Source organism: Amycolatopsis sp. NPDC047767 (genome assembly GCF_040704195.1).
Classification (GTDB): domain Bacteria; phylum Actinomycetota; class Actinomycetes; order Mycobacteriales; family Pseudonocardiaceae; genus Amycolatopsis.
Window position 1 is genome coordinate 162,144 of the sequence record NZ_JBEYSJ010000004.1, and the last position, 23,934, is coordinate 186,077.

A 23,934-nucleotide genomic window follows, 5' to 3' on the forward strand; every position below is an offset into this window, starting at 1 on the left:
CCCCTTTCAGCCGGTCGCCGCCGGCCGGTCGCCGGGGGCGTCGAGGAACTGGATCACGGCGAGGACCACCAGCAGTACGAGCGCGATCAGCAGCACCGCGAGCCCGCTCGGCCGGTCGAGGAACAGGAACACGAGCACGGCGATCGCGACGGCACCGGCGCGCAGGGCCACGCGGTAGGAGTGCACCCACTTGCCGAGACCGGTGGCGCGCAGGCCGCTGCGCGAGCGCAGCCACGACAGTCCCTTGACCACACCCTGGCGGATGTGCACGGCGGTCGACGAAGGACCGGCGAGGAAGGCCCCGAGCGCCACGACGATCCCGACCGCGAACAGCGTTCTCAGACCGTCGCGCAGGAAGCGCAGCACGATGTCGAACGCCGCCGAGACGGGCGCCGCCGAGCGGCTCGGGACCGCGTCGACGACGATGGTGCGCCCGATCGCGAGCCCGATGGCGAGGACCAGCATGCTGAAGGCGAACCCGAGCGCGGCGCCGATGAGCGCCCGCCGTTTGTGCTTGGCGACGTAGACGCCCGCGGCGAGCAGGACGATCGCGATCCACGGCAGCCACGTGGCGAGCCGGTCCGAGGCGGTGTACCAGGACCGCGCTTTCACCAGGCCGGCCGCGTCGGCGACCGCGATCGTCGGGTGGACTTCGGGGATGCGGTTGACGATGGTGAGCCCGTCGGCGGCGAGCTGCTGCTTGGCGACGTCGATGAACGGCGCCAGGTCGAGCACGACCTTGTCACCCTGGATCGCGATGGCCGAGGCCGATCCGTCGAGCACCGCCACCGCCTGCTCGTGGGCCACGCGGATCACGCGGTCCCACGTCTGCGCGATCTGGTCACTCGCCACGAGGGTCGCGACGCGGCCGTGCACGAAGCTCTGCACGCCCGACGCGAGCGGACCGGTCAGGTCCTCCAGCCGGTCGGTGACGGCCGGCGGGACGCCCTGGGCCGCGAGCGCGCGGACGGCGTCGGTCGCGATGGCCTGCACGTTGACGTTGGTGAAGATCGCCTCGGTGACCCGGTCGGTCACGGCGGCCTGCACCGCCGGGTCGCGGATCAGCGGGCTCATCGTGGCGGTGAACCGGTCGGTGTCGGAAATCTGGTTGTGCACCCACACCGACGCGAGCGCGAGCGGGGCGAGGATGCAGCCGATCACGATGAGGATCGAGGACACGATCGGCCGCCAGCTGACGCGGCGACGTTCGCGCGTGGCCCGCAGCCGCGCTACCTCGAGCCGCAGCTGTTCCAGCTCGGCCCGCTCGTCGGCGGTCGGCTCGATGCGGTGTTCCGTGCTCTCCGACATGACCGGTCCGGTCCGCTCAGCTCGACATCATTTCCCGCAGCGCGGCTTCCTGCTCCGCGGACAGGTTGGACTGCAGCAGCTCCGGCTTGTGGCCGCCGGCCTCGATCGCGGCCTTGACCTTGTCGACCACCGCGTCGCTGGACATCAGGAACAAGGCCGAGGTGCCGGGCGTGATCTTGTCGCGCACGGACTTGATGAAGTCGTCGTCGATGCCGACGTCGGTCAGCGAGCCGGCGAGCGCCCCGGTGGCCGCGCCGATGGCGGCACCGAGCAGCGGCACCAGGAAGATCAGGCCGAAGAGCATGCCCCAGAACATCCCGCTCATCGCTCCGCCGGCGGTGAGGTTGCGCAGCTGACGGGTCTTCGGCTTCTTGGCGTCGGGTTTCCACGACACGGTGGCCGCGTCGTGGATCGAGATCAGTTCCTGCTTGGCCAGGCTCCGGAGGGTGTCCACCGCGTTGTCGGCTCCGTCGGGGCTGTCGAACTTCCACACCGTCAGCGTCGTCATCGTGCTCTCCTGTCGGGTTCGCGGGCTGCGCCGACGCCACCGTCGCCCCGCACGGCCCCGTCCGCCTCGCCCCTGCGGGGTGAGACCCGCCGCCGCACCGCCGCGGCACCGAGCCGCAGCTCGGTGCGCCGGACCGCGTCGTGCCGGGCGGCCTGCGCGCCGGCGTCGAGCGCGCGCACGAGGGGTGAGCCGGGGCCGTGGCGGGCGCGGATGCTCGCGATGCGTTCGGCGAAGTCGGTCGGGCGGCCGTCCGGGGCCGTCCGCATGTCGCAGAACCACAGGGCGTCGCGCAGCACGGTGCGCTCGTCCGGGTAGCGGGCGAGGTCGGCCGCGAGCCCGCGCTCCTCTGCGATGAACGCGGCGGCCGAGTGCTGGGCCACGAGGTTCACCAGCCGGGGCGGTGCCGCCACCGCGACGAGGAACCGGGCGCCGTCGAGCGGGTGGTAGCCGGTGACGACGAGGCCGGGTGCGTAGCCGATGTCGTGCACCAGCGCGGCCGCGACAAGCAGCTCCTCCTCGTCGGCGGACAGCAGGCTCGGCCCGATCTGCCGCCCGCACTTCGCGACGCCCCGCACGTGCTCCCACCTTCGCGGCAGCTCGCGCGAAAGGTGGCGCTGCGCGAGGCCCCAGGCCCACGCGGTCAGCGCGCCTTGGGGGCGCGTCGCCGGTTCAGCGGCGGCTGTGACGGGGCTGGAGTGCGTCGGAGGCATGTACGACCAGCGCCCAGATGACGAGCACGTCGAGGGTGAGCACGATGAGCGCCCAGAACGGCGCGGCGGGCAGGAAAGTCAGGTGCGCCAAGGCGCTGAGCCCGGCGATCGCGATACCGGGGTACCGGGCCCAGCTCGCCCGCGCGAACAGCCCGAGCCCCGTCACCACCGCGGCCACGCCCAGCACCAGGTGCACCCAGCCCCAGCCGGTGAGGTCGAACAGCAGGGTCCCGTGCGCGGTCACGGCGTAGTACTGCGGGTCGAGCAGCGCCGTGAGCCCTTCGACCAGGGTGAAGCTCCCGAGCAGGAGCATCATCGTGGCACCGAAGAAGATCCAGCGGGCCCAGCCGGACTCCTCGTCGGTGGACTCCTGCGCGGGTGCGTCCGGGCGCACAGCGTGATCGCTCATGATCGGGTCCCTTCTCCTGGCCGCGGACATCCTCGACGGCCGGGCTCGCGGGCGCTTCGCCCCGTGCGGATGAAACCGTCCATTCCGGACGTCAGCGGGCCGGCCGTCCGGCGAGCACGCGGAACAGCACGCGCAACGCCTCGCCCATGCCGTGGGGCGCGGCCGCGGCGGGGGCGACGCCGGGCGCGTCCAGCGGCACGCGGACGCGCAGCGCGCCGGGCAGGGTGCGGAACCGCAGCGGTGGTTCCAGCCGAAGCGCCTCACCGTCGACGCCGATGTCCACAAGGGACTGTCCCGAGCTCACCACGAACTCCTCGGTCTGCCACTCGTGGTAGCCGGGGTAGCGGGCGAGCTGGCCCGTGAGCTCGGCGGTGATCAGCGCCGGCAGGTCGCGCGCGCGGTCGACGTTCACGGTGACGATGCCGAGCGAGCCGCTGTCGAGCCGTTCGCGCGAGCCGAAGCCGCTGAGGCGGTCGAGGCGGTAGGCGCCGTTGGACACGAGCACGATGTCGGCCGGCGGGCGGTCTTCGTCACCGGGCACGCGGTACTGGAGGTCGAAGTGCTCGGACTCCGGGCCTAGCAGCTGCGGCAGCTGGCCGGCGACCGTCGACACCTTGGCGTCGCGGTAGCCCGGTGACTGGACCACGGTGGCGTAGACGCCGAGCGAGGCGTTGTTCACGAACACCCGGTCGCCGATCAGCGCGAGGTCGATGCGGTGCTCGGCCGCTTCGCCGTACGCGTCTAGGGCGGCGGTCACGTTCTCGCGGTCGAGCCCGAGGTCGAGGGCGAAGTGGTTGCGGGTGCCGGCGGGCACGCAGACGTACGGCAGGCCGTGGCGGCGCGCGACGTCGGCGACCAGCGCCTGGGAGCCGTCGCCGCCGGCCATCCCGATCACGTCCGCGTGCTGGGCGGCCTCTTCGGCGAGCGCCCGAAGGTCATCGCCGCGGCGCAGCACCACGGGGGTGACGCCGCGTTCGCGCGCCTTGCGTTCGAGGTCGAACTGCGCCACCTTCCCGCCGCCGGAGCGCGGGTTCATCAGCAGCACGCCGTGGCGCGCGGGCCCGACACGGTCGGCCTGTGCCGGCCGGGCCAGGTCGTGGCCGATCGCCACCCGCGCCGCCAGTGCCGCGAGCACCATCAGCCCGAGGACCAGAAGCAGCACCACCAACGTGCGCAGGTCCGGCAGCAGGGCGATCGCGGCGAGCGCGAGGACCGCCACGACCGCGAGCACGATCCGCGCGAACCCGTGGCGGACCAGCGCCGCCCAGGCCGCGATCGTGGCGATCACCAGCAGCACCACGCCGAGCACCAGCTGCCCCGGGCTGCGGACCGCGGCGAGCACCGCCACCACGACCGCGGCGGCCAGCGCGAGGAGGGCGCCGAGCGCGCACGCGCGCCGGGCGAGCGACGGAGCAGGGCCGGTCATGCGCCGACCCTGCGTGGGCGGACGGCCCCGTGTCGTCACCCCGTCCGGATGATGCCTCGTCTCACCCCGTGCGGGGGAGGAAAGGCGCTCGCCCGAGCGCGAAGCTGCCCCGATGGTGCTCACCTCACGACGTTCGACGGTCGAATCCCGGGAAGACCGGATCGCCCGGGGCAAGGCGGCCCGCGCGGCCGCTCCGCGGTCGAGCCACGCCGGGTTCACGAGAGAACGTGGCCGCCCGGGTCCGCTGGAACTGCTCGCACGCCAAGACGAGACGCGCGTCAAGGATCTGCTGCCGATCCGCTACGGGCGCATGGCGGTGTCGCCGTTCACCTACTTCCGCGGTGCCGCGCTGCCGATGGCGAGCGACCTGTCCGGCACGCCGGTCAGCGGGCTGCGGGTGCAGGCGTGCGGCGACGCGCACCTGATGAACTTCGGCGTGTTCGCCTCGCCGGAACGCAAGCTCGTATTCGACATCAACGACTTCGACGAGACCCTGCCCGGCCCGTGGGAGTGGGACGTGAAGCGCCTCGCGGCGAGCCTCGAGATCGCGAGCCGGGACAACGGGTTTTCCGCCCGCCAGTGCCGCGGCGTGGTGCTCGCGACGATCGCGCAGTACCGCAAGGCGATGCGGGACTTCGGCGAGCGCACCGCGCTCGATGTCTGGTACGCCCACGCCGATGTCGATCAGGTCGAGGCCTTGTACGCCGATCGCCTGGGCGGGCACCGGCGCCGGATGATCGCGAAGGGCATGGCCTCGGCTCAGGCGCACGACAATCTCGGCGCCCTGCGTCGCTTCACGTCGGTCACCGACGGCACGGTGCAGATCAAGCCCGACCCGCCGATCGTGCTGCCCCTCGAAGAGCTGGCGCCCACCAAGGAGGCCGCCGACGAGGTGCGCAACCAGATGGGCTCGATCCTGAAGGCCTACCGCGCCACGCTGGAACCCGAGCGGCGCGTGCTGCTGGACCGCTACCGGATCGTGGACATGGCGCACAAGGTCGTGGGCGTCGGCAGTGTCGGCACCCGGTGCTGGATGGTGCTGCTGCTCGGCAACGACGACCGCGACCCGTTGTTCCTGCAGGCGAAGGAAGCCGGCCCGTCGGTGCTGGAGGAGTTCGCCGGGGCCAGCGACTACGACAACTCCGGGCGCCGCGTGGTCGTGGGCCAGCGGCTGATGCAGACGGTGAGCGACATCTTCCTCGGCTGGGTCCACGTGACCGGTGTCGACGAACGCCCGCGCGACTTCTACCTGCGCCAGCTGCGCGACTGGAAGGGCTCGGCCAACGTCGAGTCGATGGACCCGCGCGACCTGCGCACCTACGGCATGCTGTGCGCGTGGACGCTCGCGCGCGCCCACGCCCGCACCGGCGACAGCGTGGCGATCGGCGCCTACGTCGGTTCCGGTGACTCGTTCGACCACGCGATCGCCGAGTTCACGCACGACTACGCCGACCAGAACGAGAAGGACCACACGGAGCTGACCAAGGCCATCAAGACCGGTGCGGTCAAGGCCGAGTCGGGGCGGTGAAGGCGCGGCAGCTGCTCGGCCCGGGTGTGCTGCGTCCCGTGCTGACGGTGGCGACGCTCATCGCCGTGTACTACCTGCTCCCGGTGAACCGGCAGCTCGACGCGTGGACGGTCGTGGGGCTCGTCGTCGGGGTGACGCTGGTCGTGGTCCTGGTGGTGGTCGAAGCGCGCGCGATCCTGCGCTCCGCGCGCCCGGCGTTGCAGGGCATCCAGGCGCTGGCGCTGGTGGTGCCGCTGTTCCTGCTGGTGTTCGCCAACGTCTACTACGTGCTGCAGTACAACGTGCCGCAGAGCTTCAGCGCGCCGCTGAACCGCACCGATTCGCTGTACTTCGTGGTCACGGTGTTCGCGACGGTCGGGTTCGGCGACATCGTGCCCGTGACGCAGGCCGCGCGCCTGCTGGTCACGGTGCAGATGATCGCGAACCTGCTGGTGGTCGGCGTCGCGCTGCGGGTGATCCTGACGGCCGTGCAGCGCAGCCGCTCGCGGTTACCGCTGGGCGTGCTTCGGGATCAGCAGCGCCGTGACGACCCCGAGGAGGCCGAGGCACACGAGCATGATCAGGGCGATGCCGAACGGCCCGTTGCCCGGGACGGCCGCACCGGCGAGCACGGAGCCGACCAGCGCGGTGCCCAGTGACGAGCCGAGGTTCGACACGCTGCGCGAGACACCGGAGATGTCGCCCTGCGCCTCTTCCGGCGAGCTCGACTGCACGAGGTTGACCGACGCCGTCAGCATCACGCCGATCCCGATGCCCATCAGCAGCAGCCCGGGTGTGAAGGTCCAGACGCTCGAGTCCTCGCGGACCAGCACCAGCATCAGCACCAGGCCCAGCGTCGTGGAGGTGAAGCCGGCCCGGATCAGCCGGCGCAGCGAGTGGCGCCGCGACATCCGTCCCGCGAGCGCCGACGCGGCGAGGATGCCGATGGTGGCCGGCACGAGCACCAGTCCCGTCTCGATCGCGCTGAAGCCGCGGATCTGCTGCAGGAACACCGATGTCACGAAGAACGCGCCCTGCATGACCAGCCACTGCAGCACCTGGGTGACGAGCCCGAGGTTGGATGCCTTGCTGCGGAAGATCTTCAGCGAGAACAACGGTGCGCGTCCGGCGTGCTCCACGCGCCGCAGGTGCAGGAAGAAGATCACCAGCAGCACGGCCCCGATCGCGACGTAGATCCACACCGGCGACATGCCGCCCTTCGGGATCACCACCGTGCCCCCGATCGTGAAGTCCTCCCGCGACTTGAGCCACCCGTAGGTCGAGCTCTGCAGCACGCCGAACACCACGAAGAACAGCCCGGCCGCCGACAGCACGGCGCCCCACACGTCGAAGTGCGGCGGCCGCTCGGCCAGCGGCGGGTCGACGATGCGCAGGGCGAGGAAGATGATCAGCACGATCACGGCCACCTGGAAGAGGAACGACGCCCGCCAGCCGAGGTAGCTCGTGATCAGACCACCGAGCAGCGGCCCCGCCGCCGCCCCGAGCCCCGCCGCCCCGCTCACGATCCCGAAGTTGCGCGCGCGGGCGCTCACGTCGTCGAACACCACCGTCACGAGGATGTAGATCGGCGGGATCAGCAGCGCCGACCCGATGCCCTCCAGCAGCGAGTACCCCACGATCAGCACCCCGATGCCCTGCGCGAACGACGACAGCAGCGCACCCGAGCCGTAGATCACGAGACCCGCGATGAAACAGACCTTGCGGCCGAGGAAGTCCGTGAGCTTGCTGCCGGGGATCATCAGCGCGGCCATCGTGAGCGTGAACAGCGTGATCGCGGTCTGGATGCTGATGACCGATGTGCCGATGTCGTCGGCGATCGTGCTGATCGCCACGTTCATGTTCGTCGCCGCGTAGCTCGCGATGAACTGCCCGAGCGCGAGCGGCAGCACCACTGCGGACGCGGAGACGCTCTTCGATCCCGTGGCCATCGGGCGCCCCTCTCCTCGATGCCCCACCTTGCGAACCCCCGGCCATCTCGGCATCACCTGTTGCGGATGACTGCGTCGTTCTCACCAGGGGCAACACCGGCGGGACTCGCGTGCGGCGAGGTGATCCTCAGGCGCCGATGCCCTCGAGCACCGTCGCCACCACGGCGTCGATCGACGGGGCCTGGGGCGGGCCCGCGTGGGGAACCAGGGCCGAGAACACCGTCTCGTGGCAGGCGCCGACCAGGAGGGCGGCCGCGGCGTCGAGGTGGGCGGTGGGGGAGAGGCGGCCGAGGTCGCGTTCGGCGTGGAGGTAGGTGAGGAGGCGGTCGCGCCATTCGGTGTGCGTGGGGGTGAGGGAGGCGAAGCGCGCGAGGACCGCCGGGTGGGCGAGCAGGCCGGCGAACGTGGGCAGGATGGCGCGGTGCAGGGCGAGCCCGTAGGCGAGGTGCGCGCGCAGGTTGGTTTCGACCGTGGCGTCGCCGGGTGTGGGCAGGGCGCCGAGTTCGCGTTCGGCGGCGCGGACGTGGGCGCGCAGCGCGTGCGCCAGGAGTTCCTCCTTGTCGGCGAAGTGGTTGTACAGCACGCCGTCCGCGACGCCGGCGCGGCGGGCGATCGCGCGGACCGTCAGCTTCGCCGCGCCTTCCTCGGCCATGAGCGCGCCGGCCGTCGCGATGAGGTGCTCGCGCAGGCTGCGGTCCCCGTCGCGCAGGGCGGCTGCTGTTCTCGGTGACATCGCGGCCATCGTATTCACCGGACGGCGGTGACGAGCCACGCCGCGCCCCGCAGCCGCACGGCGCCGGGCTCGGCGAATGGGCGCAAGGCCTCCACCAGCACGGCTTCGGCGTCCGGTCCGTGGTGCCGGACCGGGCCCCAGCCGGCGATGAACTCCGCCGCGTCGGCCACGTCGCGGCCCCAGACCTGGTCGGCCTCGACGCGCGTGCACGTGACGTCGCGGAACCCGGCGTCCGTCAGCACCGAACGCGTGTGCGCGGGATCGGCCAGCGACGCCGGCCCGACGCCCGAAGGCAGCGGAGCCAGCGCGCCGAACACCGCCCCCAGGTCGGTCCCCGCCGGCTCCGTCAGGCACACGAACGCGAGCCGCCCACCCGGCCGCAGCGCGCGGCGCACCCGGGCGAACGCCGCCACCGGATCCGCGTAGAACATCACCCCGAACCGGCTCAGCGCGACGTCGAACGAGCCCTCCTCGAACGGGTAAACCTGCACGTCACCCTGCTCGAACACCACGTTTCCCGCACTCCGGTCCCGCGCCGTCGCGAGCATCGGCCCGGACAGGTCGACGCCGAGCACCCGCCCGGACCCGGACCGCGCCGCCGCGAGCCGGGTCAGCTGCCCCGTGCCGCACCCGAGGTCGACCACGTCGTCGCCCGGCCCCACGGCGGCCAGCAGGAACTCGTTGAACCCGCTGTTCACCGCGTCGTAGCGATCGGCGTGCTCCGCCCAGTGCCCACCTTCGTAGCCGTTCCACGCCTGCGCCTGCTCCGTGTTGACGATCCCGGTCACGATGTCCTCCCAGCGTTGTGAACATACGTTCATGAACAGGTGTTCATCATGACTCGCGGCCCCAGGACCTGTCAAACGATCCGATGTGGGCAGTCCTGGGTCACGTCAGTGATTCGGCGTCTCGATCCGGACCCTGGGCCGGTGTCCGACCCGCGCAACGTCCTAAGTGGACGAGTACGTCCGCCCCTTCCGCCCGGCGCCACGGCCGGCGAAGTGCCGGCGCGCCGAATCGAGCGTCATCAGCGTGTACAGCAGCGCCGTCAGCGGCAGCAGCAAGCCAGCACCGGCCACTGCCGGTAGTAGCGCGCCATCGGCACGAACGTCGCCGCCATCAGCAGCCACGCGGCCGGCGCGGGCCACGAAGGGCCGGTGAACGTCAGCACCGGGGGAGTGAGGAACACCAGCGCCAGACCGACGACCGTGCCCGCCAGCACGAGCGGGGAGTGGCGCAACTGCGTGTACGCCGTGCGCGCGACCATCTGCCACAGATCGGAAAGCCGCGGGTACGGCCGGACACTGTGGACGTTCGACGCGAACCCGAGCCACGTCCGCCCACCCGCCGCGGACACCGCGCGGGCCAGGGCGACGTCGTCGATCACGGCGCCGCGGACGGCCGCGAGGCCACCCGCGCGTTCGAGAGTGGAGCGGCGCACGAGCACGCACCCGCCGGCGGCCGCGGCCACCCGCGAGCGCGGGTTGTTCACGCGCCGGAACGGGTAGAGCATCGCGAAGAAGTACACGAACGCCGACACGATCAGCCGTTCCCACGGCGTTTCGGTGCGCAGCACGGCCATCTGCGACACGAGGTCGTGCTCACCGCACGCCGCCACGAGGGTTTCGAGCGAACCCGGCCCGTGTTCGATGTCCGCGTCGGTCAGCAGCACGAAATCCACTGCGCCCGCCTCGGCGACGCCGCGCGCGGCCGTCCACAGCTTGCCCGTCCAGCCCGCCGGCAACGGGTCCGGCGTCAAACCACGGTCAGCGGCAACGCCCCGGCCGCACCGCCGAGCCGCCGGGCCAGCTCGCCGGTGCCGTCGGCGCTGTCGTCGTCGACGAGGATCACGCGCGCCTCGCCCGGATAGCGTTGCGCGAGCAGGGCGGGCAACGTCGTCGGGAGCACGGCCGCCTCGTCGCGCGCCGGCACCACGACCGCCACCGACGGCCACTCGGCCGGGCGCACCGACGGCGGCAGCCGCTGGTCCGTCCGCCAGAACCAGCCGTGGCCGAAGGCGAGTCCCAGCCACACCACGAGCGTCAGCCACCCGGGCACCGTCAGCACTTCGCGGATCCTAGCGCCGCGATCGGGTCTTGGCGCGACGACGGCATCGGTCAAGAACCATCGGACGACTGACCTTGTCCCACCGGCAAACCCACCCGCGAGTAAACGGCGTCAACCAGGCACGAACGCAGATTCCCGCGGGAAGACAGGGAATGGACAGTCGAGCGCACCTCCCCCGAGTAGGTCTAGACATCCGATGGATCACGCACCTAATGTGCTGGGCGATCCACCAGCTCGTCGCCGGCCGCCACCGGGGCACGCGGCCGCGCGGACCCGTCAGGAGGAGCACGTGCCGATCTCGACGCGCCGGAACGCCGTTCTGGCCGCACTGTTTTCCCTCGCCGTGGCCGGATCCACGGCCACGCCCGGAATCGCCGCACCGCCGGACCGCGGCTGCACCGGACCGATCAAGACCGCGTCGATCATGACCGTCGAACCGTGCGACGGCATGGACCGCGTGCTGGCCAAAGCGGCCGCCGTCGTGCCGCGGCCCGGCCAGCTCGCCTGGCAGCAGCGGCCCGTCACGGCGTTCACGCACTTCGGCATGAACACCTTCACCGACCGCGAATGGGGTTCGGGCGCCGAGATGGAGTCGACGTTCGCGCCACCGGCCGTGGACACCGACCAGTGGATGCGTTCGCTCAAGGCCGCCGGGGTGACGCAGGTGATGCTCACCGCCAAGCACCACGACGGTTTCGTGCTCTACCCGACGCGCTACACCGACCACTCCGTCGTGGCCAGCCCGTGGTGGCTCAGCGCGGGCTGCACCGACCCGGAGGCCGACGCCGCCCGCCAAGCCGCGCAGGCCACGCGCTCGCAGGACCCGTCCGCGTTCTGGCAGGCGCGCGACGCGGGCTGCACCAACCCCCGCGGCGACATCCTGCGCGACTACGTGGATTCCGCTCGCAAGGCGGGCCTCAAGGTCGGCGTCTACCTCTCGCCCGCCGACGGCGCCGAGCTGCCCGCGACCTTCTTCGCCGACGAGGTCAAGCGGATCGAGGCGAAGGTCGCGGCCGGACAGTCGCTGTCCATCGAGGAACAGGCCACCTACGACGACCGCGCGAGCGCCCCGCAGGGCCAGGGCCGCTACGGCACCGGCAGCGCCGTGACCCGACGGACCATCCCCACGCTGGTGGCGGACGACGACCGCGCGGCCGCGCTCGCCGCCGGGAAGCTGCCGCGCTTCACCGTGACCGAGGACGACTACAACACCTACTACCTCAACCAGCTCTACGAACTGTTCACCCAGTACGGCCCGATCGACGAGCTGTGGCTCGACGGCGCCAACCCGTGGCGCGACCGCGGCATCAGCGAGAACTACGACTTCACCACCTGGTTCTCGATGATCCACGCGCTCTCGCCGAACACCGTCACGTTCGCCGGGCCCGCCGGCGTGCGCTGGGTCGGCAACGAGGCCGGCCAGGCGCGGACCACGGAGTGGAGCCCGCTGCCGACGACCGGCGACCCGAACACCGCGCACAACGAGGAGCTGTTCCTCGGCGGCGCGACGGCCACCGACCTCGGCTCGCGCCAGGTGCTGGCCGACCCGTCCGTGCGCTTCCTCCAGTGGGCGCCGGCCGAATCCGACGTCTCGATCCGCCCCGGCTGGTTCTTCCACCCGGGCGAACAGCCGAAAACCGCCGCGCAGCTAGTGGACATCTACCGGCGCACGGTGGGCCGCAACTCCTCGCTGCTGCTGAACGTGCCGCCCGGCCCCGACGGCGAGTTCGCCCCTGCCGACGTCGCTTCGTTGGCCGCCTTCGGCCAGTCCGTCGCGGCCACACAGGTGAACCAGGCCCACGCACGGCCCGGCGACAAGGCCGTCGCCGCGGTCACGGACGGATCGCTCACCACGTCCTGGACCCCGCCGCACGGCGCGCCGGCGGGAACGCTCGACGTGCCGCTCGCCCGGCCCGCGACGTTCGACCAGATCCGCCTCGGCGAGGACATCAGCCGCGGCCAGCACGTGGAGGGCGCGACCGTGCAGGCCGAGGTCGACGGCGCGTGGCGGACGCTCGGCACCGTCACGACCATCGGCTACACCCGCCTGGTCACGCTCTCGGCACCCGTGACGACCAGCCACCTGCGCGTGGTGATCACCCAGGCCCGCGCCACGCCGTACCTTTCGACCTTCGCCCTGTACCGCACCGTGGCGCCGGCCGCCTGACCCGAAGGACCCCTTGATGACTTCCCGAAAGCGCCACCTGGCCGCCGTGCTCGCGGCCGGGGTTTCGCTCGCCGCGCTCGTCACGCAACCCGCCGCGGCCGCCCCCGACCACCAGCAGCCGCTGCCCGTCGTCACGCCCACGCCGCAGTCGCTCGCCCGTGACTCCGCCGACATCGCCGTGCCCGACGAGGTCGTGCTCGTCACCGACAGCACCACCGACGCCGCCGCGAAAGACCTCGTCACCACGCTGCTGCGGCAGCACGGCGCACGCAAGGTCACCACGGTCACGAAGGAACCTGGCCGCGGCCACGCGCTCGTGGTCCGGCTCGGCGCCGGCTCCACGGCCCCGTCCCAGGCCGAGGGCTACTCGCTCACCACCACGCGCGGCGAGGTCGTGCTCGCCGGGCGCGACGGCTCCGGCCAGTACTACGCCGCGCAGACGTTGCGGCAGCTGTTCGTCCGCTCCGGCCACGGGTGGGCGATCAGCGGCGTGGCCGTGCGCGACTGGCCGAACATGGCGCTGCGCGGGTCGATCGAAGGCTTCTACGGCCCGCCGTGGAGCACCGCCGACCGGCTGCGGCAGATCGCGTTCCTCGGCGAGGTCAAGGCCAACAGCTACGTCTACAGCGCCAAGGACGACGCCTACCTGCGTGCGCAGTGGCGCGATCCGTACCCCGCGGACGGGCTGGCCACGCTCGGGCAGCTGGTGCAGTCGGCGACCGCGCACCACGTCGACTTCACCTACGCGCTCTCGCCCGGCGTGTCGATCTGCTTCTCCTCGCCCGACGATCTCGCCGCGGTGAAAGCGAAGCTGCAGTCGGTGTACGACCTGGGCGTGCGGTCGTTCTCGATCCCGTTCGACGACATCTCCTACACCAAGTGGAACTGCGCCGCCGACCAGACGGCGTTCGGCGCGCCCGGGCAGGCCGCCGCGGGCAAGGCCCAGGTTTCGTTGCTCAACGCGATCACCAGCGACTTCGTCAAGACCCACGACGGCGTGCGTCCACTGCAGACGGTGCCCACCGAGTACAGCGACCTGAAGGACTCGCCGTACAAGACCGAGCTGCGCGAGAACCTCGACCCGTCGGTGGTCGTGCAGTGGACCGGCACGGACGTGGTGCCGCCGAGCGTCACCACCGACGAGGCGCAGCAGGTGTCCACTGTGTACGGCCGCAAGGTGTTCCTCTGGGACAACTACCCCGTGAACGACTACGAGCAGTCCGCCGGCCGGCTGCTGCTCGCGCCCTACGCGCAGCGGGAGGCCGGGCTTTCGCAGTACCTCAACGGGATCGTCGCGAACCCGATGAACCAGGAGGCGGCCAGCGAGGTGGCCGAGTTCGGCGCCACCGACTTCGCGTGGAACGACGCCGGGTACTCGCCGGAGCGCTCGTGGCCGCAAGCGCTTGCGCGGCTCGCGGGCGGTGACGCCCGGGCCACGGCGGCGTTGCGGGTGTTCGCCGACCTCGAACACCTGGCCCCGACGTTCGGCCCGACGCCGTGGCAGCCGCAGGCGCCGGTGCTCGCGGCGAAGACGAAGGCGTTCTGGCAGCGGTGGAACGCGGGTGACCACCGGGTGGGCGACCTGCGGGCGTACGCGGTGCAGATCCGCGACGCCGCGAAGGTGATCCGCGGTGGCCGGGTCGAGAGCGCGTTCGTCGAGGAGGCCTCGCCGTGGCTCGACGCGACGGCGTTGTGGGGCGGCGCGATGGTCGACCAGCTCGACGCCCTCGCGGCCGCCGGGCGTGGTGACACCAAGGCGGCGCAACGGCTCACCGCGTCCGCCGACGATCTCGTCGCCCGGGCCCAGGCCGTGAAGACCGGCGACACCAACCGGTGGGGAGTGCGGCAGGCGCTCGTCGGCGACGGGGTCCTCGACGCGTTCATCACCCAGGCCCGGGCCGCGACGCTCGGCTGACCCCGAAAGGACGGAGAGCTTCGTGAGCGCACTGAGCAGGAGGAGTTTCCTCGGCGGGGTCGCCGGGCTGGCCGCGGCGAGCACGGTGTTCGCCGGGCCGGCCGGCGCGGCGGGCCGTGGCGGACTGACCGTGTCCGGCGAGCAGTTCCTGTTGGACGGTAAGCCGTTCCAGATCATCTCGGGTGCCGTGCACTACTTCCGCATCCACCCCGACCAGTGGCGCGACCGGCTGGAGCGGCTGCGTGCACTCGGCCTGAACACGGTCGAGACGTACGTCGCGTGGAACTTCCACCAGCCGAAGCCGGGCCTGCCGGACTTCAGCGGGTGGCGTGACCTGCCGAAGTTCATCCGCACCGCCGGCGAGGTGGGACTGCGGGTGATCGTGCGGCCGAGCCCGTACATCTGCGCGGAGTGGGAGTTCGGCGGCCTGCCCGCGTGGCTGCTCGCCGACCGCGACCTCGAACTGCGGTGCGCGGATCCGAAGTACCTCCAGGCGGTCGACGCCTGGTACGACCACCTCGTGCCGCGCCTGGCCGCGCTGGAGGCGCACCGCGGCGGGCCGGTGATCGCCGTGCAGATCGAGAACGAGTACGGCAGCTACGGCAACGACACTTCGTACCTGGCGCACCTGCGCGACAGCCTGCGTTCGCGCGGGTGCGAGAGCCTGCTGTTCGCGGCCGACGGCGCGTCGGACTTCTTCATGCGTTTCGGCTCGCTGCCGGGCACGCTCGAAGTCGGTACGGGCGACGGGAACCCGGTGCCGAGTCTCGAAGCGCTGAAGAAGTTCCAGCCCGGCAAACCGGTGATGATGGCGGAGTTCTGGGACGGCTGGTTCGACCACTGGGGCGAACAGCACAACACCCGCGACCCGCAGCAGATGGCGGGCTACATCGACACCGTGCTTGCGTCCGGCGCGTCGGTGAACCTGTACATGGCGTGCGGCGGCACGAACTTCGGCTTCACGAGCGGGGCCAACACCTCCGGCACGACCTACCAGCCCACCGTCACGAGCTACGACTACGACTCGCCGGTGGGGGAGGCCGGCGACCTCGGCGCCAAGTTCACCGCGCTGCGGAGCGTGATCGGCAAGTACACGAAGCTGCCCGAGGGGCCGATCCCCGGCCGTTCCCCGCGGCTGGCGCCGCAGACCGTGAAGCCGGACGCGACGGCGTCGCTGCTGGAGTCGCTGCCCGCGTTGTCGAAGGTGGTGCGCTCGCCGCAGCCGTTGCCGATGGAGAAGCTCGGCCAGGCCACGGGGCTCGTCCACTACCGGACGAAGGTGCAGGGCCCGCACAACGGCACCCTGAGCATCCACGGCCTCGCCGACCGCGCGCTGGTCTTCGCCGGCGGCGAGCAGGTCGGCGTTCTCGACCGCAACACCCCCGACGGCACGGTGGACCTCGTGTTCGAGGAGGCGGAGAACCAGCTCGACATCCTCGTGGACACGATGGGCCGGATCAACTACGGCCCGTACCTGGCCGATCGCAAGGGCATCGACGGGTGGGTCGCGATGAACACCCAGCAGAAGCTCTTCGGCTGGGAGATCCGGCCGCTGCCGCTCGACGATCTGTCCACTGTGCACTTCACGCCGGGCGCTCCGGGCGCCGGGCCGGCCTTCCACCGGGCCGCGGTGACGATCGGGGCGCCCGCCGACGGGTTCGTCGCGCTGCCGGGCTGGGAGAAGGGCATCGTCTGGCTGAACGGCTTCAACCTCGGCCGTTACTGGAGCCGCGGTCCACAACGGACTCTCTACGCCCCGGCGCCGCTGTGGCGACGGGGGCGCAACGAGCTCGTGGTGCTGGAGCTGCACCAGCCGGGGGAGGCGCTGGAGATCCGTGCGGAGGCCGACCTGGGGTGAGACGCAGGTCACTTTCACCGGTGTCACAACTTCGCGGGCCCACCCGTCAAGGGTGTGTAACCAGTGGAAACGGGTGAAGGAGCAGATCAGTGGAAGCACGACTCAACCTCTTCGGGAACGCTGTCGCCGGCAAGTTCGTCAAGTACCTGAACGCGGCGAACAAGCCGATCGCCGACTCGGGCCTCCCCGCCGCGACGCAGGAGCTCGTGAAGCTGCGCGCCAGCCAGATCAACGGCTGCGGCTTCTGCACCGACATGCACTACAAGGAAGCCGTGGCCGCGGGCGAGGAACCCACGCGTCTCAACCTCGTCGCGGCCTGGCGCGAAGCCACCGTCTTCACCGACGCCGAGCGCGCGGCCCTCGAACTGGCCGAAGAGGGCACCCGCATCGCCGACGCCGCCGGCGGCGTCAGCGACGAGGTCTGGCAGCAGGCCGCCAAGCACTACGACGAGGACCAGCTCACCGGCCTCACCATGCTCATTGCACTCATCAACACCTACAACCGCATGAACGTCATCACCCAGCAGCCCGCGGGCCACTACGAGGTGGGCATGTTCGGCTGACCCCGGCCCACCACCGCTCCCACCGCTACGACGCCCCAGGCACCGGATCTCCCAGAGCCTGGGGCGTTGTGCTGCCTGCGTCTGATTTGCCCCGTTTGTCTTTCTTGACTGATCCGGTCGCCGCTGTGGCCTGGGGGATTCGGGCGCGAGGGGTGTCGTGCTGTCCCGCTCCCGGACAGCGCCGAATCGATCCCCGCTCCCATCGCCCTGACGCCTCGGGCGCCGGACTCATCGGAGCCGGGGGCGTTGCCCCGCCCACTGCCGGATTGCTTCGAGCCCTCGCCCCTCGCGCCTCGGCGATGGTGCCGGACCGCGGCGACCGCTGTCGGTGTGGTCGTCGAGCGGCAGTTCGTCCGCCGCGCCGTCGTAGACCTGGCCGCGCTCGCCGGCCGGATGCCGCGGGGCCCGAGGTCCCCTCGGGTGGAGAGTCCGGCGTAGGGGCGTCGGTGTCGGGCGGGGGCCGGAAACACCACCCGAACCCGCGCCCGACCTGGGCCTTGCCACCCCTCCGGCTTCGGATTGCCCGGTTCAGGCGAACCCTCCCGCGGTGTCACCTTCCCCCGTCCGGGTTACTGAGTCTCCAGCCACCCTCACTTGTCAGGACGCCCGCCCGTCCCGCACCCTCCCACCTGCACGGATTCCACGGGGCCCGCCTCGCGCTGTGTTCGCGGAGTGATGCGCACCGTGATCCTCAACGAAATCGTCCCCACAATCTTGTACGAGATTGTTAACAATCGTGTATGGTCCCGATCTGCCGGAGCGCGCGGGCTCCGAGCCGGGTCGCCGAGGATCCGGTGCTGCGCCGAATCGCCGGTTCACAGGAGGTCACATGGACATCATCGACTCGCACACCCACGTCATCTCCCCGGACGCGGGCCAGTACCCGGTCGACCCCATCGGCGGCAAGCAGAGCGAGTGGTCGAAGGCGCACCCGGTGGACATCGACGGCCTCGTGCGGGCGCTGGACTCGGCGGGCATCGCGCAGGCCGTGGTGGTGCAGGCGTCCACGGTGTACGGCCACGACAACCGCTACGTCGCCGAAGCGCTGCGCCGCCACCCCGACCGGTTCGCGGGCGTCTACTCGATCGACGCGATGGCGCCGGACGCCGTCGAGAAGATCGACCACTGGCAGGGCCTCGGCCTCTCGGGCTTCCGCCTGTTCACCACCGGCACGACCATGCCCGGCCAGGCCGACTGGCTCGGCCACGAGGACTCGTTCCCCGCCTGGGTCCACGCCGAGAAGCACGACATCCCCGTGTGCCTGCAGATGACGATCCAGGGCCTGCCGAAGCTGCGGGAGATCCTCGACCGGTTCCCGCGCGTGCGGGTGCTGCTCGACCACTGCGCGCGCCCCGACCTGTCCGACGGGCGGCCGTACCGCCTGGCCAAGGACCTGTTCGACCTCGCCGCCTACCCCGGCGTGCACCTCAAGCTCACCCACCGCGCGCTGGCCGCGTCGGCGAAGGGCGCGTCCACGACCGAGGACTTCCTCAACGACCTGGTCTCGGCCTACGGCGCCGCCCGCATCGCGTGGGGCTCCAACTTCCCCGCGGCCGACGGCGTGCTGCCCGACCTGCTGGCCGAGGCCCGCGAGACGGTGTCCGTGCTGCCCGAAGCCGACCTCGACCAGATCTTCGGCGGGACCGCCGCCGCCTTCTACCCGTCGCTGAAGGGTGCGAGCCGTGCCTGAGCCCACGATCCTGCGGACCGTCCTCGCGGACTACCCGCACACGAAGCCGCTCAAGAACGGCGAGGTCACCAGCCCGTCGGTCGAGCTCGACTTCACCGCGGTCTCCCCGGTGCACAAGGCGTTCGCGCCGATGGTGCGCGACGAGGCCTACGACCTGAGCGAGCTGGCCGTGGTCACGGCGCTGCAGGCGATCGCCTACGGCCGGCCCGTGGTGCTGCTGCCGGTCGTGGTCGCGTCGCGGTTCCAGCGCGGTTGCCTCATCGCGCACGCGTCGCGCCCGGTGGACCCGGCCGGGCTCAAGGGCAAGCGCATCGGCGTGCGCGCCTTCACGCAGACCACCGGCATGTGGGTCCGCGCGCACCTCACCGAGGATTTCGGCCTCGCCTCGCGCGACATCCACTGGCTCACCCGCGACGGCGCCCACGTCGCGGAGTACGAGGACCCCGACTTCGTCGAGCACGGCGTCGGCGACTCGAGCCTGCCCGACCTCCTGCGCGAAGGCCGCATCGACGCCACCATCCTCGGCAACGACCTGCCCGAAGGCGACGAGTTCGTGCGCGTGATCCCCGACGCCGCAACGCGTGATGAGCAGTGGTGGCGCGAGCACGGCTTCATGCCGATCAACCACATGGTCGTCGCGGGGGAGTCGCTCAGCCGCCGCGACCCCGGCGCCGTCCGCGAGGCCTACGAGCTACTGCGCCGCGCCGACGCGACCGTCGAGCGGCCCGACGGCGCGCCGGTCCCCACGATGTTCGGCTTCGAGAACCTGAGCGCCCCGATCGAGCTGATCGTCGACGCGTGCCTCGAACAGGGCCTGCTCCCGCGCCGCCTCGGCGCCGACGAGGTGTTCGCGCCGGCCCGGCAGATCCTCGGCTAGTTCCCTCCCCACCGGACATTTCAACGGAGAAACCGGAAGACGATGAGCGAAACCACGTCCACGGGCGCCCCCGGGCAGACCCGCAAGCGCAAGCCGTTCTACCAGGACCTGACCTTCCAGGTCCTCGCCGGCGTCGTCGTCGGCGTGCTCGTGGGCGCGCTCGCGCCCTCGGTCGGCCACCACGTCGACTTCCTCGGCGACATCTTCATCCACCTCATCCAGATGGTCGTCGGCCTGATCATCTTCTGCACGGTCACGCACGGCATCGCCAGCGTGCGCGACCTCGGCAAGGTCGGCCGCATCGCGGTGAAGTCCATTGTGTACTTCGAGGTGATCACCACGATCGCGCTGGTGATCGGCCTCGTGGTGGTCAACGTGCTCAAGCCCGGCATCGGCATGAACATCGACCCGTCGTCGCTGCACGCCCCCGCCTCGGCCGCGCCGGCCAAGTCGGAGGGCTTCGACGACTTCCTCGTGAGCCTCGTGCCCACGTCGGCCGTCGACGCGTTCGCCAAGGGCGAGATCCTGCAGGTGCTGGTGTTCTCGGTCCTGTTCGCCTGCGGCCTCGCCGCGCTGGGCGAGAAGGCGCAGCCGGTGCTGAACATCGTCGGCACCGTGCAGCAGTCGCTGTTCTGGATCATCAAGAAGGTCATGCGGCTCGCGCCGTTCGCCGCGTTCGGGGCCATCGCGTTCACGGTGTCGAAGTACGGGCTGAGCACGCTGCTGCCGCTGGGCAAGCTGGTCGGGGTGTTCTACCTGATCGTGGTGCTGTTCTTCGTGCTCGTGCTGTGGCCGGTGTCGCACTACGCCGGGGTCAGCCTGTGGAAGGTCCTGCGCTACTTCCGCGCGGAGCTGGTACTGGTGCTCGGCACGAGCTCGTCCGAAAGCGTCTTCCCGCAGCTCACGGCGAAGCTGGAAAAGCTGGGCGTCGACGAGCCGGTGGTGGGGCTCGTGCTGCCCACCGCGTACAGCTTCAACCACGACGGCACCTGCCTGTACTTCGCCGCGGTGAGCGTGTTCCTGGCCCAGGCCACCGGCACGGACCTGAGCTGGCAGGCCCAGCTGGGCCTGCTGTTCGTGCTGCTCCTGACGTCCAAGGGCGGCGCCGGCGTGTCGGGCTCGGCCATCGCGGTGCTGGCGCTGACCCTGGCGGCCACGCACACGATCCCGGTCAGCAGCATCGCCCTGGTGCTGGGTGTCCACAGTGTCCTGTCGGCCGCGTTCGTGTTCACCAACATCGCGGGCAACTGCGTGGCCACACTGGTCGTGGGCAAGTGGGAGAAGGCCATCGACCGCGTGACCCTGCATCGGGAGCTGGACGCGGGCTACGTCGCGGCGTGACGGATCCGGGGCGGGGTTTGCTGTGCCCCGCCCCGGATCCGTCACGCGTCGAACGAGCCGTGGCGGCCGGCGCCGCGGGTGAAGCGGGTGGCGCCGGCGACAGTGTCGCTCGCGAGGGACACCAGGCCGTGGCCGAACTCGTTGGCCAGGGCCTGTTCTTCGGTGGCGCCGTGTTGTTCGAGCACGGACGCGCGGTCCTCGCGCAGGCAGGTCTGCGGGAAAGCCGCCAGGCTCCGGGCCAGCTCGACGGCCGCGTCGAGGGCCTGGCCGGCGGGAACGACGCGGTTGGCAAGTCCGATCCGGAGTGCTTCGTCGGCGGCGACCGGGCGTCCGGTCAGGATCAGGTCCAAAGCGTGGCTCTGGCCGATCAGACGCGGCAGCCGCACGGTGCCACCGTCGATGAGCGGCACGCCCCAGCGCCGGCAGAACACGCCGAACACGGCGGTTTCGTCGGCCACGCGCAGGTCGCACCAGATCGCCAGCTCCAGCCCGCCCGCCACGGCGTGGCCGCTCACGGCGGCGATGACCGGCTTGCTCAGGCGCAGCCGCGTCGGGCCCATCGGACCGTCGCCCGACGGTTCGGTGCGGTTGCCGCGGCCTTCGCTCACGGCCTTGAGGTCGGCGCCCGCGCAGAACGTGCCGCCGGAGCCCTGCAGCACGGCGACCGAGGCGTCGGGATCGGCGTCGAAGGCGCGGAAAGCGTCCGCCAGCGCCGAAGCGGTGGCGCGGTCGACGGCGTTGCGCCGTTCGGGCCGGTCGATTGTCACGATCGTGACGGGGCCGCGCTTCTCGACCAGGACGGTCATCGGTCCTCCCACAGGGGCTCACGCAGGGCACGGCGCAGGATCTTGCCCACCGCCGACTTCGGGATCGCGTCGACCACGTGCATGCTCTTGGGCACCTTGTACCCCGCGAGCAGGCCACGCACGTGCGTGCGCAAGTCCTCTTCGGACACCGCAGCGCCCGGCCGCAGGGCGACGAACGCCGTCACCGCCTCGACCCACGTCGGGTCGGGTGCGCCGACCACAGCGGACTCGGCGACGGCCGGGTGCGCGGCCAGCGCGTCCTCGACCTCCCGCGGGTAGACGTTGTAGCCGCCTGTCACGATCATGTCGCTCGCGCGGTCGACCAGGTAGAGGTACCCGCGCTCGTCGGCGCGAGCGAGGTCGCGCGTGCGGATCCAGCCGTCCACGAGGGTCTCGGCGGTGAGCTCGGGCGCGTCGAGGTACCCGCTCATCGTGAACGGCGCGCGCACGCGGATCTCCCCGATCTCCCCGCGCGGCACCGGATTCCCGTCCGGGTCGGTGAGCAGGAGTTCCGCGTCGACGGCCGGGTGGCCGCACGAGCCGAGCAGCTCGCCGCGCAGGTGGTCGGCCTTGCCGAGCACCGTCTGGCACAGCGGTGCCTCGGTCTGGCCGTAGTACTGCACGAACTTCGGGCCGAAGCGCCCCATCGCCTCCTCGATCAGCGGCTTCGGCATGGGGCTGGCGCCGTAGACGATGGTGTCCACCGCAGAAAAGTCCACACTGGACTCGGTGAGCAGCAGGCCCAGCATCGTCGGCACGAGGTTGACCTCGGTGACGTGGTGCCGGGCGATCGAGTCGAGATAGGACCCGGGGTCGAAACCCGGCAGCACGACCGCGCGGCCGCCGCGGATCCAGTACGGCAGCACGAAAGTCCCGCTGGCGTGGATGAGCGACGCGGCGTGCAGCATCGCCGAGCCGGGCCCGGGGGAGAGGAGGTTGGCGAGGATGTTCGTGGTGATCGCGGCGTAGCTGGCCTGCGTGTGCTGCGCGGCCTTGAGGGTGCCGGTGGTGCCGGACGTGTAGAGGGCGAGCACGACGTCGTCCGGGGCGACCCGGATGCACGGGTCGGCCGCCGGAACGCGGTCCAGCTCGGCGACGAGGTCGAGGTCCCGGGCGCGCCGGCGGTCGCCGAGCCCGGCCAGGCGCAGGCCGTCGAGGGCTTCGGCGAGTTCTGCGGCACGTTCGGCCAGGGGCTTGCTGTACACGAGCAGGGTGACGCCGGTTTCGGCGAGCATCCGCGTTTGTTCGGCCACGGCGAGGCGGGCGTTGAGCGGCACCCGGGTCACGCCGGCCTTGAGGCAGGCGAAGTCGAGCGGGACGGACCACTCGCCGTTGTCGACCAGCAGCCCCACCCTCGTGCCGCGGCCGGCCCCTGCGGCGAGCAGCGCGTTCGCGAGGCGGCTGGCGCGCTCGTCGACCTCGGCGAAGGAGAACTCCCGGTCGCCGACGACCACGGCCGTCCGGTCCGCGAAGCGCTGGGCACCCCGGCGCACCAACTCCACAGCGAGCATGCCGGGAGGTTTTCACAGTCCGTCCGGACTGTCAACGAGGACGGTAGGCTGCCCGGGTGACCCGCAGCGAACAACGAGCGCGCACCCACCAGACCCTGCTGGACGCCACCGTCGCGTGCCTGGTCGAGTTCGGCTACGCCGGCACGACGACGCAGCGCGTGCAGGAGCGAGCGGGCGTGTCGCGCGGCGCGCTGCTGCACCACTTCGGCTCGAAGGCGGACCTGTTCGTCGCGGCGATCCACTACATCGCCGAGCAGCAGCTGGCGCGGGTGCGGCTCGCCGGCGCCGACTCGCGGCGGCAGCTGGTGGCGGCGTTGCGGGAGGCGATGTCGGGGCCGTTGTTCCTGGCGGGGCTGGAACTCTGGCTCGGCGCGCGGACCGACCCGGCGTTGCGTGCGGCGTTGCTGCCCGCCGAACGCGAGCTGGGGCGGGAGCTGCGCAAGGCGTTCGAGTCCACAGGGGACGATCGCGTCGGCTACGAGTCGCTGCTGATGCTGTTGCGGGGCCTCGCGCTCACCAGCATCCTGCGCGACGACACCACCGTTGCCGACACGGTCGTGGACCGCTGGTTCGACCGCCTGGGCTGAGG

21 protein-coding genes and 1 pseudogene are annotated in these 23,934 nt (G+C 71.5%); 10 read left to right on the top strand and 12 right to left on the bottom strand.

The window, feature by feature from the left end:
* Positions 1-6 precede the first annotated feature (6 nt).
* The 5 genes from AB0878_RS09545 to AB0878_RS09565 all read right to left on the bottom strand — a co-directional run bounded on the left by AB0878_RS09545 (position 7) and on the right by AB0878_RS09565 (position 4,361).
* Positions 7-1,308: a hypothetical protein gene (locus tag AB0878_RS09545; protein WP_366578190.1), complete on the bottom strand. Its 1,302-nt coding sequence runs from the start codon at positions 1,306-1,308 to the stop codon at positions 7-9.
* A 16-nt stretch (positions 1,309-1,324) separates the two neighbouring features.
* Positions 1,325-1,816 carry a DUF1269 domain-containing protein gene (locus AB0878_RS09550; RefSeq protein ID WP_366578192.1) on the bottom strand — a complete coding sequence of 164 codons (492 nt, stop codon included), beginning with the start codon at positions 1,814-1,816 and terminating at the stop codon, positions 1,325-1,327.
* Positions 1,813-2,526 carry an HD domain-containing protein gene (locus AB0878_RS09555; RefSeq protein ID WP_366578194.1) on the bottom strand — a complete coding sequence of 238 codons (714 nt, stop codon included), beginning with the start codon at positions 2,524-2,526 and terminating at the stop codon, positions 1,813-1,815. Before AB0878_RS09555 ends, AB0878_RS09550 begins: the two co-directional genes overlap by 4 nt.
* Positions 2,486-2,935: a hypothetical protein gene (locus tag AB0878_RS09560; protein WP_366578196.1), complete on the bottom strand. Its 450-nt coding sequence runs from the start codon at positions 2,933-2,935 to the stop codon at positions 2,486-2,488. The genes AB0878_RS09555 and AB0878_RS09560 overlap by 41 nt, the downstream gene beginning before the upstream one ends.
* Positions 2,936-3,026: 91 nt before the next feature.
* Positions 3,027-4,361 (bottom strand): diacylglycerol kinase family protein, encoded by a 1,335-nt coding sequence (locus AB0878_RS09565; RefSeq protein ID WP_366578198.1) that lies wholly within the window; start codon positions 4,359-4,361, stop codon positions 3,027-3,029.
* A gap of 112 nt (positions 4,362-4,473) precedes the next feature.
* Between AB0878_RS09565 and AB0878_RS09570 the strand changes: the two genes are divergently transcribed.
* Both AB0878_RS09570 and AB0878_RS09575 read left to right on the top strand, forming a co-directional pair.
* Positions 4,474-5,889, top strand: coding sequence for a DUF2252 domain-containing protein (locus AB0878_RS09570; RefSeq protein ID WP_366578200.1), 1,416 nt, complete (start codon positions 4,474-4,476; stop codon positions 5,887-5,889).
* Between the two features lie 281 nt (positions 5,890-6,170).
* Positions 6,171-6,302: pseudogene (locus AB0878_RS09575) on the top strand (potassium channel family protein); the annotation flags it as partial.
* Positions 6,303-6,377: 75 nt separating this feature from the next.
* Here AB0878_RS09575 and AB0878_RS09580 read toward each other — a convergent pair.
* From AB0878_RS09580 to AB0878_RS09600, 5 genes are all read right to left on the bottom strand, one after another.
* Complete coding sequence (locus tag AB0878_RS09580) at positions 6,378-7,817, bottom strand: MFS transporter (RefSeq protein WP_366578202.1); 1,440 nt, start codon at positions 7,815-7,817, stop codon at positions 6,378-6,380.
* Between the two features lie 127 nt (positions 7,818-7,944).
* Entirely contained in the window at positions 7,945-8,550 is a 606-nt protein-coding gene (locus AB0878_RS09585; protein ID WP_366578204.1) for a TetR/AcrR family transcriptional regulator, read from the bottom strand.
* A 14-nt stretch (positions 8,551-8,564) separates the two neighbouring features.
* Complete coding sequence (locus AB0878_RS09590; protein ID WP_366578206.1) at positions 8,565-9,338, bottom strand: methyltransferase domain-containing protein; 774 nt, start codon at positions 9,336-9,338, stop codon at positions 8,565-8,567.
* A 260-nt stretch (positions 9,339-9,598) separates the two neighbouring features.
* Positions 9,599-10,309 (bottom strand): glycosyltransferase, encoded by a 711-nt coding sequence (locus AB0878_RS09595; RefSeq protein ID WP_366578208.1) that lies wholly within the window; start codon positions 10,307-10,309, stop codon positions 9,599-9,601.
* Positions 10,306-10,617, bottom strand: a complete 312-nt coding sequence (locus AB0878_RS09600) for a glycosyltransferase (RefSeq protein WP_366578210.1) — start codon at positions 10,615-10,617, stop codon at positions 10,306-10,308. The genes AB0878_RS09595 and AB0878_RS09600 overlap by 4 nt, the downstream gene beginning before the upstream one ends.
* Positions 10,618-10,906: 289 nt before the next feature.
* Between AB0878_RS09600 and AB0878_RS09605 the strand changes: the two genes are divergently transcribed.
* From AB0878_RS09605 to AB0878_RS09635, 7 genes are all read left to right on the top strand, one after another.
* Entirely contained in the window at positions 10,907-12,784 is a 1,878-nt protein-coding gene (locus AB0878_RS09605; protein WP_366578212.1) for an alpha-L-fucosidase, read from the top strand.
* Between the two features lie 16 nt (positions 12,785-12,800).
* Positions 12,801-14,699 carry a beta-N-acetylglucosaminidase domain-containing protein gene (locus AB0878_RS09610; RefSeq protein ID WP_366578214.1) on the top strand — a complete coding sequence of 633 codons (1,899 nt, stop codon included), beginning with the start codon at positions 12,801-12,803 and terminating at the stop codon, positions 14,697-14,699.
* 22 nt (positions 14,700-14,721) lie between these two features.
* Positions 14,722-16,557, top strand: a complete 1,836-nt coding sequence (locus AB0878_RS09615; protein WP_366578216.1) for a beta-galactosidase family protein — start codon at positions 14,722-14,724, stop codon at positions 16,555-16,557.
* Between the two features lie 89 nt (positions 16,558-16,646).
* Positions 16,647-17,120 carry a carboxymuconolactone decarboxylase family protein gene (locus AB0878_RS09620; RefSeq protein ID WP_366578218.1) on the top strand — a complete coding sequence of 158 codons (474 nt, stop codon included), beginning with the start codon at positions 16,647-16,649 and terminating at the stop codon, positions 17,118-17,120.
* An 829-nt stretch (positions 17,121-17,949) separates the two neighbouring features.
* A complete protein-coding gene (locus AB0878_RS09625; RefSeq protein ID WP_366578220.1) occupies positions 17,950-18,810 on the top strand; it encodes an amidohydrolase family protein in 861 nt (286 codons plus the stop codon).
* Positions 18,803-19,687, top strand: coding sequence for a hypothetical protein (locus AB0878_RS09630; protein ID WP_366578222.1), 885 nt, complete (start codon positions 18,803-18,805; stop codon positions 19,685-19,687). The genes AB0878_RS09625 and AB0878_RS09630 overlap by 8 nt, the downstream gene beginning before the upstream one ends.
* A gap of 42 nt (positions 19,688-19,729) precedes the next feature.
* Positions 19,730-21,028 carry a cation:dicarboxylase symporter family transporter gene (locus tag AB0878_RS09635; protein ID WP_366578224.1) on the top strand — a complete coding sequence of 433 codons (1,299 nt, stop codon included), beginning with the start codon at positions 19,730-19,732 and terminating at the stop codon, positions 21,026-21,028.
* 41 nt (positions 21,029-21,069) lie between these two features.
* On the opposite strand, the gene AB0878_RS09640 is transcribed toward AB0878_RS09635, so the two are convergent.
* Positions 21,070-21,834: a crotonase/enoyl-CoA hydratase family protein gene (locus AB0878_RS09640; RefSeq protein ID WP_366578226.1), complete on the bottom strand. Its 765-nt coding sequence runs from the start codon at positions 21,832-21,834 to the stop codon at positions 21,070-21,072.
* Entirely contained in the window at positions 21,831-23,345 is a 1,515-nt protein-coding gene (locus tag AB0878_RS09645; RefSeq protein WP_366578228.1) for an AMP-binding protein, read from the bottom strand. Before AB0878_RS09645 ends, AB0878_RS09640 begins: the two co-directional genes overlap by 4 nt.
* Before the next feature lie 56 nt (positions 23,346-23,401).
* Here AB0878_RS09645 and AB0878_RS09650 point away from each other — a divergent pair, with 56 nt between their 5' ends.
* The gene (locus tag AB0878_RS09650; RefSeq protein ID WP_366578230.1) at positions 23,402-23,932 is read left to right on the top strand and encodes a TetR/AcrR family transcriptional regulator; all 531 of its coding nucleotides are present in this window, start codon (positions 23,402-23,404) and stop codon (positions 23,930-23,932) included.
* The last annotated feature ends 2 nt before the right edge of the window (positions 23,933-23,934 follow it).

Excerpts from the sequence above, each read along its gene's own strand:
- AB0878_RS09645 (WP_366578228.1), bottom strand. The coding sequence starts at position 23,345 with ATGCTCGCTGTGGAGTTGGTGCGCCGGGGTGCCCAGCGCTTCGCGGAC.
- AB0878_RS09570 (WP_366578200.1), top strand. The coding sequence starts at position 4,474 with ATGGTGCTCACCTCACGACGTTCGACGGTCGAATCCCGGGAAGACCGG.
- AB0878_RS09560 (WP_366578196.1), bottom strand. The coding sequence starts at position 2,935 with ATGAGCGATCACGCTGTGCGCCCGGACGCACCCGCGCAGGAGTCCACC.
- AB0878_RS09585 (WP_366578204.1), bottom strand. The coding sequence starts at position 8,550 with ATGTCACCGAGAACAGCAGCCGCCCTGCGCGACGGGGACCGCAGCCTG.
- AB0878_RS09625 (WP_366578220.1), top strand. The coding sequence starts at position 17,950 with ATGGACATCATCGACTCGCACACCCACGTCATCTCCCCGGACGCGGGC.
- AB0878_RS09580 (WP_366578202.1), bottom strand. The coding sequence starts at position 7,817 with ATGGCCACGGGATCGAAGAGCGTCTCCGCGTCCGCAGTGGTGCTGCCG.
- AB0878_RS09640 (WP_366578226.1), bottom strand. The coding sequence starts at position 21,834 with ATGACCGTCCTGGTCGAGAAGCGCGGCCCCGTCACGATCGTGACAATC.
- AB0878_RS09565 (WP_366578198.1), bottom strand. The coding sequence starts at position 4,361 with ATGACCGGCCCTGCTCCGTCGCTCGCCCGGCGCGCGTGCGCGCTCGGC.
- AB0878_RS09550 (WP_366578192.1), bottom strand. The coding sequence starts at position 1,816 with ATGACGACGCTGACGGTGTGGAAGTTCGACAGCCCCGACGGAGCCGAC.
- AB0878_RS09610 (WP_366578214.1), top strand. The coding sequence starts at position 12,801 with ATGACTTCCCGAAAGCGCCACCTGGCCGCCGTGCTCGCGGCCGGGGTT.
- AB0878_RS09635 (WP_366578224.1), top strand. The coding sequence starts at position 19,730 with ATGAGCGAAACCACGTCCACGGGCGCCCCCGGGCAGACCCGCAAGCGC.
- AB0878_RS09545 (WP_366578190.1), bottom strand. The coding sequence starts at position 1,308 with ATGTCGGAGAGCACGGAACACCGCATCGAGCCGACCGCCGACGAGCGG.
- AB0878_RS09555 (WP_366578194.1), bottom strand. The coding sequence starts at position 2,526 with ATGCCTCCGACGCACTCCAGCCCCGTCACAGCCGCCGCTGAACCGGCG.